Here is a 15080-nt window from a genome sequence, read left to right on the forward strand (position 1 = left end):
CGCCGAGTACACTCGCGGGCAGAATCGCGGGCACTCAACGGGGAGGTTCCGAATGACCAGCGAACAGCCCAAACGCCCGAGGATCCTGGTCTGCCTTGCTTCGCCACACTCCCGGGGCAGGATCGTCGACGAGCTCACCCGCCGGTACTCCAGTGACTATGACGTTGTTGCCTCCGACAGCGCCGTTCGAGCGTTCGACGCCTTGCGTGATGCGTCATCCTCCGCCGTGCCAGTCGTGCTCGTTCTCTCTGACGACCTGACCGAGGACACCACTCACGGCTCAGTGTTCCACCTCGCTCGCCATCTCTTCCCCGACGTGCGCCGCGGGCTCGTGATCGAGTGGGGGTCGTGGGCTCTTCCGAAAACGGCGGAAGTGGTGCTTTCGGCACTCGCATCGACACAGGCTGACTGTTACATTGTGCTCCCTCGGCGCTCGCCCGACGAGTACTTTCACCGCGCGGTCACCGAGTTGCTCTATGCCGTTGAACGATCAAGCACTTTGACAACACCGGATGCCACGATCGTCGGCTCGTCATCCCTGCCACGAGTTCACGAGATCATCAGGTATCTCTCCCGGGCGGGCATTCGGCACCGGGTGAGCAGCCCGGAGTCCGCTGCGGGCAGCGCGATCCTCGGTTCTCTCACCGCCGTGGGCTCGGACGCGCCGGTGGTCGAGGTGGCTGGCGGGGGCATCCTCGTGAACCCGAGCAACGCCGAGCTCGCCGACGTCTTCGGGCTGAGCACCTCGGTGCCGACATCCGAAATTTCCGATGTCGCCATCGTTGGCGCAGGACCGGGAGGCCTCGCTGCCGCCGTGTACGCGGCATCCGAAGGTCTTCGCACCCTCGTTCTCGAACGGGATTCGGTCGGAGGGCAGGCCGGCTCAAGTTCACTGATTCGTAACTATCTGGGCTTCGCCAGCGGTGTGTCCGGTGCCGACCTGTCGGACCGTGCCTACCAGCAGGCGTGGGCGTTCGGTGCGCGGTTCGGACACACGAGGAACGTTGTGGGCATGTCGATGGATGATGAGGGCTTTCGGCTCACACTGGACAGGGGCGATGAGGTGGTGGCCCGGTCGGTCATTGTGGCGACGGGGGTGTCCTATCGACGGCTTCACGTGCCCGGGCTCGAACGGTACGTCGGAACGTCGGTGTTCTACGGCGCAACCGCCGTGGAAGCGAAGGCCCAGACCGGCAAACATGTGCTCGTGATCGGTGGCGGGAACTCGGCAGGCCAGGCAGCGCTGCACCTCGCACGGTACGCGGCCTCGGTCTCGCTTGTTGTGCGTGGTCCGAACCTGGCGGCGAGCATGTCGAGTTACCTGATCACCCAGCTGAGCGCTGCGGGAGTGGCTCTGCTCACCGAACGGAAGATCGTTGGAGCCATCGGCACCGATGAGGGACTCGACGCCGTCGTGCTGCGGCACCGGGTGGCCGGCGACGAAACCACTGTTCCGGCGAGCGCCCTCTTCATCACGATCGGCGCCGCTCCCCACACGGAATGGATCGATGATGCAGTGCTTCGCGATCAGTGGGGTTACGTTTTCACTGGTAACGACATGGTGGTTGAGGGCGGACGCCGGGTGTGGTCGAGGGATCGGCCACCAGCACCGCTCGAGTCGTCGGTGCCCGGCTTCTTCGCGGTGGGTGACGTTCGGCGCGGTTCGGTCAAGCGAGTGGCGTCAGCCGTCGGCGAGGGCTCCGTCGTCGTGTCGTCCGTGCACGCCTTCCTCGCGGAACGCAACGCGCGCTAGGTCAGATCGAGGAGGTCAGGCGGCCAACTCTGCGACGATTTCGGCCAGGCGCATGGCGTCGAATGGAGCACGCACCTTGGCGTCGTTGTCGCAGTACACGTAGACGTCGCGTGCTCGGCCGTCTGTCGACTCACCTGTCCGCCAGCCGTGCACCCGGGCGGCCCAGGTCTGCAGCAAATCCTCCGGGTACCCGCTCACGTAGAGTTCTTCTGCACCGTGTAGTCGCACGTACATTTCATCGGATGTCACCTCAAACATCTGCGGAAACCGTCCTGCGCTGTCAGACACAACAATGGCCACGTCTCGATCACGAGCGAGCTGCACAAAGTCCTCGCACTCAAAACTGGGGTGCCGAATCTCGAGCGTGTGCCGGAGAGGCCTGTCAGCGTCGGTTTTCAGCCACGCCCTACCGTCCATCCGCTCATCATGGTTGCGGCCGACCTCGACGGCCGCCGACGTCGTGCACGGCAGCGTCGCCAGAAAGGCATCGAGAGTGTCCCTGTCGTAGGCGAGGTTTGGCGGCACCTGCCAGAGCACAGGGCCAAGTTTCGGTCCGAGCGCGAGCACCCCTGAGGCGAAGAAATTCGCCAGAGCCTTCTCAGTATCCTTCAGCCGAAGAATATGGGTGATGTAGCGTCCGCCCTTCACAGAGAACAGGAAGTCATCCGGCACCTCGTCTGCCCAGCGCTGGTAGCTCGTCGGCGTTTGCAGAGCATAGAAAGACCCGTTGATCTCGACCGAGTTCATCCGGCCAGAGACGTACTCGAGTTCCCGCCGCTGCGGCAGCCCCTTGGGGTAAAACACCGACCGCCACGGCACATAACGCCAACCTGAGATCCCGATCCGAGCGGCGCCGATGCCCGATTGACCCGGGTCAACCGGTGCGAGTTCCGCCGCGTCGACGCTCATCGCAACGTCTCGCCCGGCCACACGTACGGCAGGTCGTCAGGAACGCCTGGGAACACGTCCCGGTAAAACTCCGGATCCTTCCGAACCAGGTTCGAACGGTGGCTGAGGTGAAATGCCTCGTCGCCGATCCACGGCGGCAGATCGAGTTCGTCCTGTCGGAGGTCATTCACCTCGGGCGCGAACAGCAACACCTGCGGTCGCACAGTGTCGCTGTGCCCGCGCGCGATCCAGGCATCCGTCATCTCCAACGCGTATTTCGTGAGCCCCGGCACATACCCACGCCACATCTTGGCGGCGGGATGGTGGCGCCAGCCGTAGGTCGGAATGGTGACGGCGCGCAACACCTGAAGCGCCTCAACGCGCTGCTTTCCGAGACGCGAGCGGTCGAGAACGGCAGCGCTCTCGGCGAATGAGGGGTAAGGAAGGAAGGTCTGCACAGTGTTTTGACGTTAGCCCAGGCAGCCGCGGCGTAGACATGGGTTGACGAACCGCACACCGGGCCACTCGCAACCGCACACTGTCGCAATCGCGCCGAGTCCGGCAGGATCGACCCATGGAACTCTCGCCAGCCTCTCCCGTTTCGCCGCAGCTCGCCAAAGCGATCGGAGCTGTCCCCGAACCGGACAGCGTCGATGGTGGCCTGAGCTACGAACCGAAGTGGGACGGCTTCCGCGCGATCATCTACTTTGATGGTGAGAACGTCGAGATCGGCAGTCGCGGCTCGAAGATGCTGACGCGGTATTTTCCTGAATTGACGGATGCCTTTCGCCGGCTTCTGCCCGGACCTTGCGTTCTCGACGGTGAAATTGTGGTGCCACAGGGCGCCGAGGGTTCCCAGAAACTTGACTGGGAGGCGCTGTCGCAACGCATCCACCCGGCGGCGAGCCGCGTGAACCTGCTCGCCGAGACAACACCGGCGATGTTCGTGGCGTTTGATCTGCTCTCACAGGCTGATGAGGTGCTCCTCGACGCTCCGTTCTCCCGGCGCCGCTCCATGCTCGACGATCTCTTCGGCGCGCTGCCGCACCCGTTGCACGTGACGACGACGACGACGGACGTAGACCTTGCCCGTCGGTGGCTGGTCGAGTTCGAAGGCGCTGGCCTGGATGGGGTCGTCGCCAAGCCGTTGAACGCCGCATACGCGCCGGGCAAGCGGCTGATGCTCAAAATCAAACACCACCGAACGGCGGATGCCGTCGTGGTCGGCTATCGGGTCCACAAGAGCGGGAACGGTGTGGGCTCTCTGCTCCTGGGGCTCTACACAGACGATGGTGTCCTGCTCAATGTTGGCGGAGCATCCGCTTTCAGTAATGCGCGTCGACTGGAGCTGATCGATGAGCTCGCGCCACTCGTGAAGCGGGACACGGACGGCGAGATCGTCTCTGCTGAAACCGACCGCAGTCGGTTCTCGGGCTCGAAGGATGTGTCGTACGTCCCGCTCGAACCCACCCGGGTTCTCGAGGTGCAATACGACCAGATGGAGGGCATGCGGTTTCGGCACACCGTGCAGTTCGAACGCTGGCGGCCGGATCGGGAAGCAACCTCATGCACCTTCGACCAGCTCGACCGGCCGATCGCATACGACCTGGACGACGTGCTGGTCTAGCCGGACTTTTTCTCCTCGCCGTCCCAGTTTGCTGCGTTCTTCCGGCTCGGCTGCACACGCGGCGGCTCGCCTGGCATTTTCGGAAAGTCGGGTGGGAACGGCAGTTCACCGAGCCCGTTCTTCACGTCCCGGTCCCACCACCCGAGGAGGGTGTCGAGCGTGCCGGGGTTCTCGCCGAAGCGTGCCCACGGGTCACCGATGGTGCGGAGCCGCTCGGGCACCGTCTCGATGGTGAACGCCCTGGGGTCTGCGTTTTCCAGCTCGTCCCACTCGATCGGGCATGAGACCGAGGCGTGGGCGAGGGCACGAGGGCTGTATGCGCCCGCCATTGTGCGGTCGCGGTTGGCCTGGTTGAAGTCCACAAATATGCGTTTGCCCCGCTCTTCCTTCCACCAGTTCGTTGTCACCTGGTCGGGCATTCGCCGTTCGAGTTCGCGCGCTGCCGCGATAACGGCGTGCCGCACCTCAAGAAACTCGTGGCTGGGTTCGATCGGGGCGAACACATGAATGCCGCGGTTTCCGCTTGTCTTGAGAAAGGCCGTCAGTCCGGCCTCTTCGAGAAGCGAGCGGAGTTCGATCGCCGCCGGGATCGCGTCGTGGAAGTCGGTGCCTGGCTGGGGGTCGAGGTCGATGCGCAGCTGGTCGGGATTGTCTGAGTTGCCCGCAAGCGACGGCCACGGGTGGAACACGACGGTGTTCATCTGAACGGCCCACACCGCGGCTGCGGGTTCATCAAGAACGACCTGAGGGTGCGACCGACCGCTCGGGTAGGTGACCGTGACCGCGCGCACGTAGTCCGGGGCTCCTTTCGGCGGGTTCTTGGAGAAGAATCGTTCGCCGTCGATTCCGCCGGGAAAGCGCTCGAGCGACACAGGCCGGTCCCCATTGGCCGCGAGGAACGCCGACCCCACCTCAACCATGTACTTCGCCAGGTCAAGTTTCGTGATGCCCGGCTCCGGCCAGAGCACCCGCCCAGGGCTCGAAATACGAACGTCGCGCGTTCCAGAGGGTCCGTCAACGGGAAGGACGACTGCGTCGGTAGCCATGCGACCAACCTAGCGGGGCACTCCAAGCGACGTCACCCCTTGCCCCGCCCGCCATGGCCACCCCAGACTCCCCCGCTGGCTTCCCCGGAGTCGCGCGCGCTCATCGATACGATGGGTCAGTCCCGACGACAGGTCGCGACTGAAAGGGCAGCATGACGATCACCGCCTCAGCCGACGGCTCGGCACTTGGCAACCCGGGACCCGCAGGTTGGGCCTGGTACGTCGACGACGAGCGTTGGGGTGCTGGCGGTTGGAAGCATGCGACCAACAACCAGGCCGAGCTGAAGGCAGTGCTCGAGTTGTTCCGAGCGACCGCCCACGTCGACGATGACCTCCTCGTTCTGTGCGACAGCCAGTACGTCATCAACGCCGTCACCAAGTGGATGCGCGGCTGGAAGGCCAAAGGCTGGCGCAAAAGTGACGGTAAGCCGGTACTCAACATCGATCTGCTCAAAGAACTCGATGAAGTACTGGTAGGCCGCAGATACAAATTCGAGTGGGTGAAGGGTCACATCGGCCACGAACTCAATGAGGCAGCGGACACCCGCGCACGTGCGGTCGCCGAGGCGTTCCAGCGTGGTCGCGAGATTCCGTCTGGTCCCGGCTTTCCCGGTGCGGTTACGCCATCACCAGATTCGGATGCTGTCGCGAACGCCCCAGCAAACGAACCGTCTGATTCGTCGCCGGCTCCGCAAATCCTCGAACCGAGCCTCTTCGACCTCGACGACGACATCAGCGGCACGGAGTGGCACACCATTACGTTGTCGCTCAGCGCTGCAGAGAACATCCGGCTGCAGGAGCGCGCCCGCCAGAAGGGCGTCAGCGCCGAAGACTTCCTTCGCGCCCTGATTTGAGAAGACAGGAGATACCGGTGAGTGAGCGTCCGTATCACCACGGTGACCTGAGGCACGCCGTAATCACCGCCGCGGTCGATGTGATCAGCGATTCGGGCCCGGCAGCGGTCAGCCTGAGGGATCTGGCCCGTCGAATCGGGGTGTCGCACGCGGCTCCCGCGCACCACTTTGGTGGCAAGGAGGGTCTTTTCACCGCTGTCGCCACCGAGGGTTACAGATTGTTGACCGAAGCACTCGGTCGGGTCGAGCCGGCCACGGACCTCGTCGAATTGAGCGTCGCCTATGTGCGGTTCGCCGTCGACCACGAGGCGTACTTCGAGGTCATGTTCCGACCCGATCTCTTCCACAACGATGACCCCGGTCTGGTCAAGGCCCGAAACATGAGCCGATCCGCTCTCTTCCGCGGGGTCGCATCGCTCCCGCCGGAGCGCCGGGGTGGAGACACCATCCTGACCAATGTCAGCGCGTGGGCTTTCGTTCACGGTTTCGCCACTCTCTGGCTGCAGGGTGCTTTGCCCAAGGAAATGGGAGCCTCTGTGGATGACGCCGTCCGGGTGTCGGCGTCGTTTCTCTTCGGTCGCGTCGGCCACTGAAGCCTTGCCCACTCGTCTACGGCCCGTTTCCATCAACGATCGCGGCTCAGCACCGACCCGGCCAGGGACGCCCGGTGCACCGAAGCCGACGCTCCTGCTCCTCGGCATTGAAGCGGTGATCTACCCCGTGCCAGCAATCCTCAACGGTGGGTCGGCGGAGTTCTCCCCCGCAGCCGGCCCGCTCGCGCCCTGCGCCTCCTCGGCACGCGCATCAGCTGTCGCGCGTGTTGCGGCGTCGGCGGCGTCGTTCGCGGCCTGGATCGCACGCTGACGAATGCGCTCCCTTTCGAGCGGAGATTTGGAGGGCATCTCGATGAGCACACGTTCCCCATCGACACCGGGCGGATGAACCATGTAGTACTCACCCTCGATCCGCTCCACCTGGCACTTTTTGGTGTGAACGTAGTTGTGGTGGAACGGACACATCAGGATTCCATCAGCCAGGTCGGTGCGCCCCTCGTGTGCCGCCCACTCGTTGATGTGGTGCGCTTCCGTCATCGACGGCGGGCAATCGCATCCCGCGATGCGGCACCCGCCATCGCGAACCGCCATAGCAACCCGCTGTTTCGGCGTGTGGAGCCGTTGCTCTCGTCCAACGTCGAGGATTGTTCCGCTGGTGTCCATGAGGATCGGAGAGATTCCGGAGATACAGATCTGCTTTTCGATCACGCTTCCGGGGACACCGTCTTTGTTGTCTTCGAGATACCCGGTGCCGGTCAGAAACTCGGAACCTTCGGCGTCGGGAGTGCGGGTGTTGAGGCTCTCCTCGGTCATGACCACCCGGATTCCCGGCTGACGGGAGCCGAACGTCGTGCTCGGGTCTGCCTGGACACCTGCCTTCAGTGCGCCCATCAGGATGTCGTAGACGATCTGATCGTTGGAGCGGCTGTCGAGTCGCAGCCGTTCTGCACGCTCGGCCTCTTCCGCGTCGACCATGCGAGGTCCACCGCGTCGCGGCCGCATAGCTGAGCCGACGATGGATTCCATCCAGGCTGCGCCCTCCTCGTCGAAGGTGACGTATGCGGTTTTGGTGCCGTCTTCGGTGCGGCCGAACCGCCACTTGCGGTTTTCGTAGCGTTCATCCCAGCGCAACTGAACTCCGGCCGGGTCGATGCGGTCGCGCAGGTGTCGCGCTCTCGCGCCCAGATCGTCGGCGTGAACGCCTGCCGCGTCAGCAATGATTTCCTCCGCGGCGGCGCGGAGCATCTCGACACTCACCCGCTCTTCCGGCTTACCGAGGCCGCGCATGATGATCGTCACTGCTTCTGACCGAATGACACCGTCTCGAACTGCCCGTGTGAGCGGCTCGTGCCACGGCACGACGGGAACCGGTCGAAGCTGGATGACTCCGGCGGTGGGAGCGTCAGGGTTCGGGCCGACCTCCACACTGCCCTCAGGGTCGATGAGCGGCTCTCCGGTGCCGTCTGTTCCGGGTGGCAACCCGACCGGGTGGGTCGCGGCGTCAGCCTCACCCATCGCTTCGCCAAGACGGACCTGCCGGAAGGCCTCGGTCTTCGTTGACCCGGTGAGACGCTGAACCAGATTCACAGCCGTCCGGTCACCACTGAGCCCACCCCGAATAACCCAGGTCACGAGTTGAACGCTTGGCCACAACCCCTGCACCCGCGGCGATGACCACATCGAGTTCAGACTTTGCGCGCGCCGCGTCTCGGAGCAGGGCCTCCAGCTCTTGGTTTGACGCGCGGTCAAGCACCATCGACAACGGAGCGGCACTTAACGAAGAACCGGCACCACTGATAGCAGTAGTGCCGGAGGATCCTATTTCGAAAGGCCTCGAGATCAAGGTCGATCCGAATTCCGCCGAGTTCTCAGCGGCCGCCTCGCAGCGAGAGATTCGGTCGCTCACTTTGAAGGCGACCTCTCGAATCTGCTCGGACATCCTTGCCATACTCAATTGTAACTCTTAACCACCGGAATCGAAAGTATATTCTCCAATCTTTCGAACGAGCCTCCTCACCGGTGGCCGCGATCGTCCACGATGGCGATAGGCCTGACCCCGCCTTGCTACCGAATGCCACGGAAATGCAGCCTTTTCCGCAATCCTGACGCCGTCTAGATGGGCCGCGTGACACGTCTTTACGCTGGCTAGATATGAGACCACGGCGCTCGAGGACAGCTCGAGTTTTCGCTTCGGATAGGTGACCCGCACGAAGCGCTGAGGCCCGTGGCATCCGCTCGAAAAATGCTCTCAAACCGGCCCTAGCGAGAGTGCCGGAGTCGTGCTAACGTACAACCAAATGGTTGTATATGAGTTGAGTGACACCGCGGTGGACCGCATCTTCCAGGCCCTGGCAGACAGTACCCGCCGCGACATCATCGAGCGCACACTGCGGCACGAACAGTCGGTGTCTGACCTCGCGAAGCATTACGAAATGAGCTTCGCGGCCGTTCAGAAACACGTTGCGGTGCTTGAGCGCGCGATGTTGGTTACTAAGGAGCGTCGGGGACGGGAGCAGATCGTGCACGGAAACTCCGAAGCGCTCCGTCGAGCGAAAGAACTGCTCGACGCCTACGAACAAATCTGGCATGAACGTGCCATTCGTATCGGAGAGATTCTCTCCGAGCCCGAGAAGGACAAGAACAAATGACTCTCACTCTTTCGCACAAGGATGTCGAAAACCTCACGCTGACCTTCACCACCGAGTTTGCGGCCAGCGTCGACCGCGTCTGGCAGGTCTGGGAAGACCCGCGTCAGCTCGAACGCTGGTGGGGGCCTCCAACTGTGCCAGCAACGTTCACCAAGCTGGAGTTCTCGCCCGAAGGGGACGCCCGCTACTTCATGACAATGCCCGACGGCTCCAGAGCCTATGGCTGGTGGCGAATCCTCGCCGTACACGCGCCACACCGACTTGAATTCGAAGACGGATTCTCCGACGACAGCGGCGAGCCGGTCGACAGCACGGACTTCGCAACATGCGCCGTGACGCTGGAAACCGTCGAGAATGGCACCCGAATGACCCTGGTCAACACCTTCAAGAGCGCTGAGCAGCTCGACGAGATGATGAAGATGGGGATGGAAGAGGGCATGGCCGAGGCGCTCGGCCAGATCGACGCGATACTGGCGGAGTCGTCGGTTTCGCGCTAGCCCGAAATGCACGCGAGGTGGCGGCTCACACGGTCGCTGCCTCGCGTGCGCCATGCTCGACCGCAGGGCGCACCGTGCGTGATGCCGCCGAACGGCGGACCGAGGCGGCGATGCTGTCGGTTACCTTGGGTGCAACGGAAGCGAGGTCGGATGGTCATCCACATCGGCACGTCCGGCTGGAGTTACGAGCACTGGGACGGCGTTCTGTACCCGCCGGGACTCCCCCGGTGGCACCGGCTCGGGTACTACGTGAACCGGTTCGACACCGTTGAACTGAACGCGAGCTTCTACCGCTGGCCGCGCGACACGTCATTCGCCAGCTGGCGCCGTCGGTTGCCGCAGGGCTTCCGGCTGTCCGTGAAGGCGCCGCGTGGGCTCACCCACGGCAAGAAGCTGTATGCGCCCGAGGCCTGGGTCGAGCGAATCACCCGCGCCTGGCACGAGCTCGGCGACAAACGGGCGGTATTGCTCGTTCAACTGCCACCGTCGCTCGAGCGGGACGACGTGCGACTGGGCTACTTTCTGGGTCAACTCCCCGACTGGATCGCTGTGGCCGTCGAGTTCCGCCACCCGAGTTGGCATACCGACGACGTCTTCCGGCTCCTCGAGTCACACGGAGCCGCCTACTGCGTCATGAGCGGAGCGAACCTCCCGTGCGTCCTCCGGGTGACCTCGCCCGTCGCCTACGTCCGAATGCACGGCCCAGACCACGACCACCTCTACGGCGGCTCGTACTCCGACCAGGATCTCGCCTGGTGGGCAGACCGGCTCCGCGAATGGCGCGACGCCGGCACCGAGGTGTACGTGTACTTCAACAACGACGGCGACGGCAACGCCGTGCGCAACGCCGACACGCTCCGAGCGATGGTGGGTTGAGCGCCACGTCGGTGGGCTGAGCACCACGTCGCGCGGTTAACGGCGAAACGCCGCGGCGGACGGCCACGGCGTTTCGGTGAGTGTTGCTTAGGAGACGGTCTCCGCCTCGCGACGCGGAAGTTTCCATCCCGGGCGCACGAAGTGGCAGGTGTACCCGTTCGGGTACTTCACCAGGTAGTCCTGGTGCTCCTCTTCGGCCTCCCAGAACGGGCCGGCCGCGGTGACCTCGGTCACAACCGGGCCCGGCCAGAGGCCCGAGGCGTCGACGTCGGCGATCGTGTCCAGAGCGACACGCTTCTGCTCCTCGTCGAGGTAGAAAATCGCCGAGCGGTAGCTCATGCCGACGTCGTTGCCCTGCCGGTTCTTGGTCGACGGGTCATGGATCTGGAAGAAGAACTCCAAAATGTCTCGGTACGAAATCTGCTCAGGGTCGAAGACGATCTCGACCGACTCAGCGTGGGTTCCGTGATTGCGGTATGTCGCATTCGGAGTGTCGCCGCCCGAATATCCAACGCGCGTCGAGATCACTCCCGGGCGCTTGCGCAGCAACTCCTGGGCTCCCCAAAAGCATCCACCGGCGAGGATCGCGGTCTGTGTTGTGTTCGTCATAAGTGGCTCCCTTGTCTCGGAACAGTCTGCCGAAAAAGAGGAACGCCCGCGACGCCTCCCCTGTTCCCGGTTACCTGAATGCGGGCCGTGAACAGATAACGGATGCTCCAGCGCGCCCAAACAAATATTCCTCGCCCGCGGGCGGCTCGGTCGATAGCCTGAACGAAATGTGCGTGCCACACCAAGGGGTTTTATGAGTCCACATACCGACGAGGGACAGATCGCACGGGCGCCATTCCGCCCGTTGCCGTTCGAACTCAAAACTCAGCGCCTCATCCTGCGACTCTGGGACCGGGCCGACGCATCCGGCTACCGCGAGCTCGTCGGCGAACGGGGCGACCCATTGCCCACCATGGACGAGGCACTGGCCGACATCGACGGCGCCCGAGAGAGCGCTCCTGGTCGCGGCATCCACCTTCTTACGCTCCGTCGACGCGACGACCCGAGCATGTTTCTTGGCTATTGCGGCCTGGTCATCGGCCGCGCGAGCATTGAGGAGCCCGAGATCGCCTACGAGCTTCTCCGCTCGGCACACGGCAACGGGTATGCCACGGAAGCCGCCCAGGTGATCGTCGACGCGGCGAGAGCGACGGGCCGCACGCGGCTCTGGTCAACCGTGCGCCCGTGGAACCCGCCGTCCTTCCGCGTGCTGGAGAAGATTGGTTTCTCCCGCGACCGTGTCACAACCGACGACGGTGGCGACATCGTCTGGCTGACCCGGTCACTTGACGCCTGACTCCCCCGCAGCTTCCCCTGCGCCCAGCTCCCGCAACGGTTGCAGCCGAAAGATCCGAACGCGCCGCCCCGAATCTCGCTCATAGCCGCGGTAACCGGGCCATTGGCTCTCGATGCGACGCCAGGCGGCCTCGCGCTCGTCGCGGTCGTCAATCAACGTCGCGTGCACCAATAGGCGGCGTCCTCTCACCGTGATCATGGCATCCGGATTCGCGATCAGGTTGTGAGTCCACGCCGGGTGCTTCTCGCGGGCGAAACTGGTTCCGGCGACGAGGGCCCGGCCGTGCCCGTCGGGTGTGTACATCAGCGGTGACTCGCGCTTCTCGCCGCTGCGCGCACCAACTGTGTGAAGCATCAGCGACGGCACGAGCAGGCCGCTGACCTGCACCTTTCCGCCGGTGATCCGAGTGAGAAATCGTTCAAACGGCGGCAGTGCTCTCGGCGCGACCGCCCGGAAGGCGCGGGTGCGGCTGAGCGGGGCAATTCCCGCGCGGACGATCTGAGTAACGGTCGGCATGCTCCCATCCTGGCCTTGTCGAGCGGATGCCACGAGGCGCCTTGTGTGCGAAACGCCCCGATTGCCGCGTGCTCAATTCCCAACGCCCGCATGCGCCGTCGCGCCGTCACAAGTGGCTGGCCGCAAATCCCGCTCGGTCGGTACCGGCTGGGGAACTCGCCCTTAAGCAGCCGTTGGCGACCGAGCAAGACTGAATCGATCGTTTGTGCCCGCGCTGGCACCCGGGCCGATAGCATCGCTGCCATGGAACGAGAATCCCGAGAATCCAGCGAAGCCGCCGCTCCCTCGCGGACCCTCCGCCTCATTTTCGCCTGGGTGGTCGGTGTTGTCGGCGTTCTTGCCACTCTGCTGTCCATCGCACCGAGCCTGTTCGTGGCTTTCTCGTATCTCTCGGCCTTCGCCGGTGCTGTGCTCGCGGTCGTCCTGGTCGAGTTGAGCGTGCCGATATTTCTGGCGCTCTCCATAGCGAACGCCGGGGGCCGCTGGTGGCTTTGGCTCCTGCTCGCTGGCGTGGCGGTTCTACTTGTCGTTCTTGTGGGCCCCGCGTTCGGCGCTCTCGGCGTTTTCTGGCTCAGATTTTGACGCAAAATGCGCGTAGGAGACGCCGGTAATACTGCACGTCGTCCCATGAGAGCCGTTCGCTGACACAACAGGGCGCGAGAGGGGCTACCGTTGAACCTATGACGTCTTCTGACACGACGACGCTGAGCGAGGCAGAAACTGCCCGCGAAGCTCTCACATTTTCCGATCTCGGACTGAGCGACACAGTCCTTAAAGGCCTCAAGGCAGTCGGGTACGAAACCCCCTCGGCTATTCAGGCAGCAACCATTCCCGTCCTTCTCGACGGCCGCGACGTCGTTGGACTCGCCCAGACCGGCACAGGAAAGACCGCAGCGTTCGCACTGCCGATCCTTTCCCGGCTCGACATGTCGCAGAAGAGCCCGCAGGCCCTCGTCCTCGCGCCGACCCGTGAGCTCGCGCTCCAGGTTTGTGAGGCATTTGAGAGCTATGCAGGTGGCATGCGCGGCGTCCACGTCCTCCCGGTCTACGGCGGACAGGGCTACGGCGTTCAGCTGTCGGCTCTTCGCCGCGGCGTCCACATTGTCGTCGGTACCCCCGGCCGCATCATGGACCACCTCGAAAAGGGCACGCTCGATCTCTCGCAGCTCAAGTACCTCGTCCTGGACGAGGCCGACGAGATGCTCAAGATGGGCTTCGCTGAGGATGTCGAGACGATTCTCGCCGACACCCCCGAAGACAAGCAGGTGGCTCTGTTCTCTGCCACGATGCCGGCGCAGATCCGACGGATCTCCAAGAAGTACCTGCACGACCCCGAAGAGATCACCGTCAAGAACAAGACGACGACTTCGGCGAACACCACGCAGCGGTACCTCATGGTGTCGTACCCGCAGAAGGTCGACGCGCTGACCCGCATCCTTGAGGTCGAGAACTTCGAGGGCATGATCGTCTTCACTCGCACGAAGAACGAGACCGAGACTCTGGCCGAGAAGCTTCGGGCCCGTGGGTACGCCGCAGCGGCGATCAACGGTGACGTGCAGCAGGCACAGCGTGAGCGCACCGTTGAGCAGCTCAAGTCGGGCAAGCTCGACATCCTCGTTGCAACGGATGTCGCTGCTCGCGGTCTTGACGTCGAGCGCATCAGCCACGTGGTCAACTTCGACATCCCGATCGACACCGAGTCCTACGTGCACCGCATCGGCCGCACCGGCCGCGCCGGTCGCAGCGGAGCGGCGATCAGCTTCGTCACGCCGCGCGAACGTCGCCTGCTCACCGCCATCGAGAAGGCCACACGCCAGCCGCTCACCCAGATGCAGCTGCCGAGCGTCGAGGACGTCAACGTGACGCGCCTCGCTCGCTTTGATGACGCCATCACCGAAGCGCTGAGCAACAGCCAGCGGATCGAGACATTCCGCGACATCATCAACCACTACGTCGAGCACCACGACGTCCCTGAGGCTGATGTTGCCGCCGCGCTCGCTGTTGTTGCACAGGGCGAAACACCCCTCCTGCTCACGGCAGAGGACGAGCGCGCGCAGCGTCGTGACCGCGAGCGGATGGAACGCGACGAACGGGCAACCCGTGGCGACCGTAACGATCGCCCGGCACGTGGTGGCGACCGGAATGATCGCCCCGCTCGTGGCGAGCGTCCCGAACGCCGGCCGCGCTCGAGCGACCAGCAGCTCTCCGCCTACCGCATCGAGGTCGGCAAGCGCCAGAAGGTCGAGCCGCGCCAGATCGTCGGTGCACTGGCAAACGAGGGTGGTCTGAGCCGCGAGGACTTCGGCGGGATCAAGATTCTCCCGGACTTCTCCATTGTGGAGCTTCCGGCGAACCTCTCCCCCGAGACGCTCGACAAGCTGAAGGAGACCCGCATCAGCGGCAAGCTCATCGAGCTGAAGCCCGACCGCAAGTCGTCAGCACGTCGCGACGACACGCGCGCCCCGCGCTCTTAAGC

The 15080-nt window shown here is 64.0% G+C and carries 16 protein-coding genes; 10 read left to right on the forward strand and 6 right to left on the reverse strand.

What is annotated here, in order from left to right:
- The first annotated feature begins 52 nt into the window (after positions 1 to 52).
- Entirely contained in the window at positions 53 to 1753 is a 1701-nt protein-coding gene (locus tag D9V28_RS05825) for an NAD(P)/FAD-dependent oxidoreductase (protein WP_183086434.1), read from the forward strand.
- A gap of 15 nt (positions 1754 to 1768) precedes the next feature.
- Here D9V28_RS05825 and D9V28_RS05830 read toward each other — a convergent pair whose 3' ends face one another.
- Positions 1769 to 2662 (reverse strand): DUF72 domain-containing protein, encoded by an 894-nt coding sequence (locus D9V28_RS05830; RefSeq protein ID WP_121658696.1) that lies wholly within the window; start codon positions 2660 to 2662, stop codon positions 1769 to 1771.
- Positions 2659 to 3099 (reverse strand): MSMEG_6728 family protein, encoded by a 441-nt coding sequence (locus tag D9V28_RS05835; protein ID WP_121658697.1) that lies wholly within the window; start codon positions 3097 to 3099, stop codon positions 2659 to 2661. The genes D9V28_RS05830 and D9V28_RS05835 overlap by 4 nt, the downstream gene beginning before the upstream one ends.
- A 116-nt stretch (positions 3100 to 3215) precedes the next feature.
- Between D9V28_RS05835 and D9V28_RS05840 the strand changes: the two genes are divergently transcribed.
- Positions 3216 to 4268, forward strand: a complete 1053-nt coding sequence (locus tag D9V28_RS05840) for an ATP-dependent DNA ligase (RefSeq protein WP_121658698.1) — start codon at positions 3216 to 3218, stop codon at positions 4266 to 4268.
- Here the strand turns inward: D9V28_RS05840 and ligD are convergent.
- On the reverse strand, positions 4265 to 5314 hold the full coding sequence (gene ligD / locus D9V28_RS05845) for a non-homologous end-joining DNA ligase (RefSeq protein ID WP_121658699.1): 1050 nt from the start codon (positions 5312 to 5314) through the stop codon (positions 4265 to 4267). The two genes, D9V28_RS05840 and ligD, sit on opposite strands and share 4 nt — an antisense overlap.
- Positions 5315 to 5466: 152 nt before the next feature.
- On the opposite strand from ligD, the gene D9V28_RS05850 reads away from it, so the two are divergent.
- Together D9V28_RS05850 and D9V28_RS05855 are read left to right on the forward strand one after the other, a co-directional pair.
- Positions 5467 to 6168 (forward strand): ribonuclease H family protein, encoded by a 702-nt coding sequence (locus tag D9V28_RS05850; protein WP_121658700.1) that lies wholly within the window; start codon positions 5467 to 5469, stop codon positions 6166 to 6168.
- 17 nt (positions 6169 to 6185) lie between these two features.
- Positions 6186 to 6761 carry a TetR/AcrR family transcriptional regulator gene (locus D9V28_RS05855; protein ID WP_121658701.1) on the forward strand — a complete coding sequence of 192 codons (576 nt, stop codon included), beginning with the start codon at positions 6186 to 6188 and terminating at the stop codon, positions 6759 to 6761.
- Between the two features lie 120 nt (positions 6762 to 6881).
- On the opposite strand, the gene D9V28_RS05860 is transcribed toward D9V28_RS05855, so the two are convergent.
- Positions 6882 to 8402 carry a DUF222 domain-containing protein gene (locus tag D9V28_RS05860; RefSeq protein WP_121658702.1) on the reverse strand — a complete coding sequence of 507 codons (1521 nt, stop codon included), beginning with the start codon at positions 8400 to 8402 and terminating at the stop codon, positions 6882 to 6884.
- Between the two features lie 617 nt (positions 8403 to 9019).
- On the opposite strand from D9V28_RS05860, the gene D9V28_RS05865 reads away from it, so the two are divergent.
- The 3 genes from D9V28_RS05865 to D9V28_RS05875 all read left to right on the forward strand — a co-directional run bounded on the left by D9V28_RS05865 (position 9020) and on the right by D9V28_RS05875 (position 10743).
- On the forward strand, positions 9020 to 9370 hold the full coding sequence (locus D9V28_RS05865; RefSeq protein WP_121658703.1) for an ArsR/SmtB family transcription factor: 351 nt from the start codon (positions 9020 to 9022) through the stop codon (positions 9368 to 9370).
- Complete coding sequence (locus D9V28_RS05870) at positions 9367 to 9867, forward strand: SRPBCC family protein (protein ID WP_121658704.1); 501 nt, start codon at positions 9367 to 9369, stop codon at positions 9865 to 9867. Before D9V28_RS05865 ends, D9V28_RS05870 begins: the two co-directional genes overlap by 4 nt.
- 150 nt (positions 9868 to 10017) lie before the next feature.
- Positions 10018 to 10743 (forward strand): DUF72 domain-containing protein, encoded by a 726-nt coding sequence (locus D9V28_RS05875; RefSeq protein WP_121658705.1) that lies wholly within the window; start codon positions 10018 to 10020, stop codon positions 10741 to 10743.
- Between the two features lie 87 nt (positions 10744 to 10830).
- Here the strand turns inward: D9V28_RS05875 and msrA are convergent, their stop codons facing one another.
- Complete coding sequence (msrA, locus tag D9V28_RS05880) at positions 10831 to 11352, reverse strand: peptide-methionine (S)-S-oxide reductase MsrA (protein WP_121658706.1); 522 nt, start codon at positions 11350 to 11352, stop codon at positions 10831 to 10833.
- A gap of 193 nt (positions 11353 to 11545) precedes the next feature.
- Between msrA and D9V28_RS05885 the strand changes: the two genes are divergently transcribed.
- Positions 11546 to 12088 carry a GNAT family N-acetyltransferase gene (locus tag D9V28_RS05885; protein WP_121658707.1) on the forward strand — a complete coding sequence of 181 codons (543 nt, stop codon included), beginning with the start codon at positions 11546 to 11548 and terminating at the stop codon, positions 12086 to 12088.
- Here the strand turns inward: D9V28_RS05885 and D9V28_RS05890 are convergent.
- Positions 12074 to 12604, reverse strand: a complete 531-nt coding sequence (locus tag D9V28_RS05890; RefSeq protein ID WP_121658708.1) for a nitroreductase family deazaflavin-dependent oxidoreductase — start codon at positions 12602 to 12604, stop codon at positions 12074 to 12076. The genes D9V28_RS05885 and D9V28_RS05890 overlap by 15 nt on opposite strands.
- Before the next feature lie 243 nt (positions 12605 to 12847).
- Here D9V28_RS05890 and D9V28_RS05895 point away from each other — a divergent pair, with 243 nt between their 5' ends.
- Positions 12848 to 13186, forward strand: a complete 339-nt coding sequence (locus D9V28_RS05895; RefSeq protein ID WP_121658709.1) for a hypothetical protein — start codon at positions 12848 to 12850, stop codon at positions 13184 to 13186.
- A 98-nt stretch (positions 13187 to 13284) separates the two neighbouring features.
- Positions 13285 to 15078, forward strand: coding sequence for a DEAD/DEAH box helicase (locus D9V28_RS05900; RefSeq protein ID WP_121658710.1), 1794 nt, complete (start codon positions 13285 to 13287; stop codon positions 15076 to 15078).
- Positions 15079 to 15080: the final 2 nt, after the last annotated feature.

It is taken from the genome of Mycetocola zhadangensis, from assembly GCF_003668565.1.
Taxonomy (GTDB): Bacteria; Actinomycetota; Actinomycetes; order Actinomycetales; family Microbacteriaceae; genus Mycetocola_A; species Mycetocola_A zhadangensis.

What these genes read in the sequence shown, in the direction of transcription:
- D9V28_RS05825 (WP_183086434.1), top strand. Translation starts at nt 53, where the DNA reads ATGACCAGCGAACAGCCCAAACGCCCGAGGATCCTGGTCTGCCTTGCT.
- D9V28_RS05830 (WP_121658696.1), bottom strand. Translation starts at nt 2,662, where the DNA reads ATGAGCGTCGACGCGGCGGAACTCGCACCGGTTGACCCGGGTCAATCG.
- D9V28_RS05840 (WP_121658698.1), top strand. Translation starts at nt 3,216, where the DNA reads ATGGAACTCTCGCCAGCCTCTCCCGTTTCGCCGCAGCTCGCCAAAGCG.
- ligD (WP_121658699.1), bottom strand. Translation starts at nt 5,314, where the DNA reads ATGGCTACCGACGCAGTCGTCCTTCCCGTTGACGGACCCTCTGGAACG.
- D9V28_RS05850 (WP_121658700.1), top strand. Translation starts at nt 5,467, where the DNA reads ATGACGATCACCGCCTCAGCCGACGGCTCGGCACTTGGCAACCCGGGA.
- D9V28_RS05860 (WP_121658702.1), bottom strand. Translation starts at nt 8,402, where the DNA reads ATGTGGTCATCGCCGCGGGTGCAGGGGTTGTGGCCAAGCGTTCAACTC.
- D9V28_RS05865 (WP_121658703.1), top strand. Translation starts at nt 9,020, where the DNA reads ATGGTTGTATATGAGTTGAGTGACACCGCGGTGGACCGCATCTTCCAG.
- D9V28_RS05870 (WP_121658704.1), top strand. Translation starts at nt 9,367, where the DNA reads ATGACTCTCACTCTTTCGCACAAGGATGTCGAAAACCTCACGCTGACC.
- D9V28_RS05875 (WP_121658705.1), top strand. Translation starts at nt 10,018, where the DNA reads ATGGTCATCCACATCGGCACGTCCGGCTGGAGTTACGAGCACTGGGAC.
- msrA (WP_121658706.1), bottom strand. Translation starts at nt 11,352, where the DNA reads ATGACGAACACAACACAGACCGCGATCCTCGCCGGTGGATGCTTTTGG.
- D9V28_RS05885 (WP_121658707.1), top strand. Translation starts at nt 11,546, where the DNA reads ATGAGTCCACATACCGACGAGGGACAGATCGCACGGGCGCCATTCCGC.
- D9V28_RS05890 (WP_121658708.1), bottom strand. Translation starts at nt 12,604, where the DNA reads ATGCCGACCGTTACTCAGATCGTCCGCGCGGGAATTGCCCCGCTCAGC.
- D9V28_RS05895 (WP_121658709.1), top strand. Translation starts at nt 12,848, where the DNA reads ATGGAACGAGAATCCCGAGAATCCAGCGAAGCCGCCGCTCCCTCGCGG.
- D9V28_RS05900 (WP_121658710.1), top strand. Translation starts at nt 13,285, where the DNA reads ATGACGTCTTCTGACACGACGACGCTGAGCGAGGCAGAAACTGCCCGC.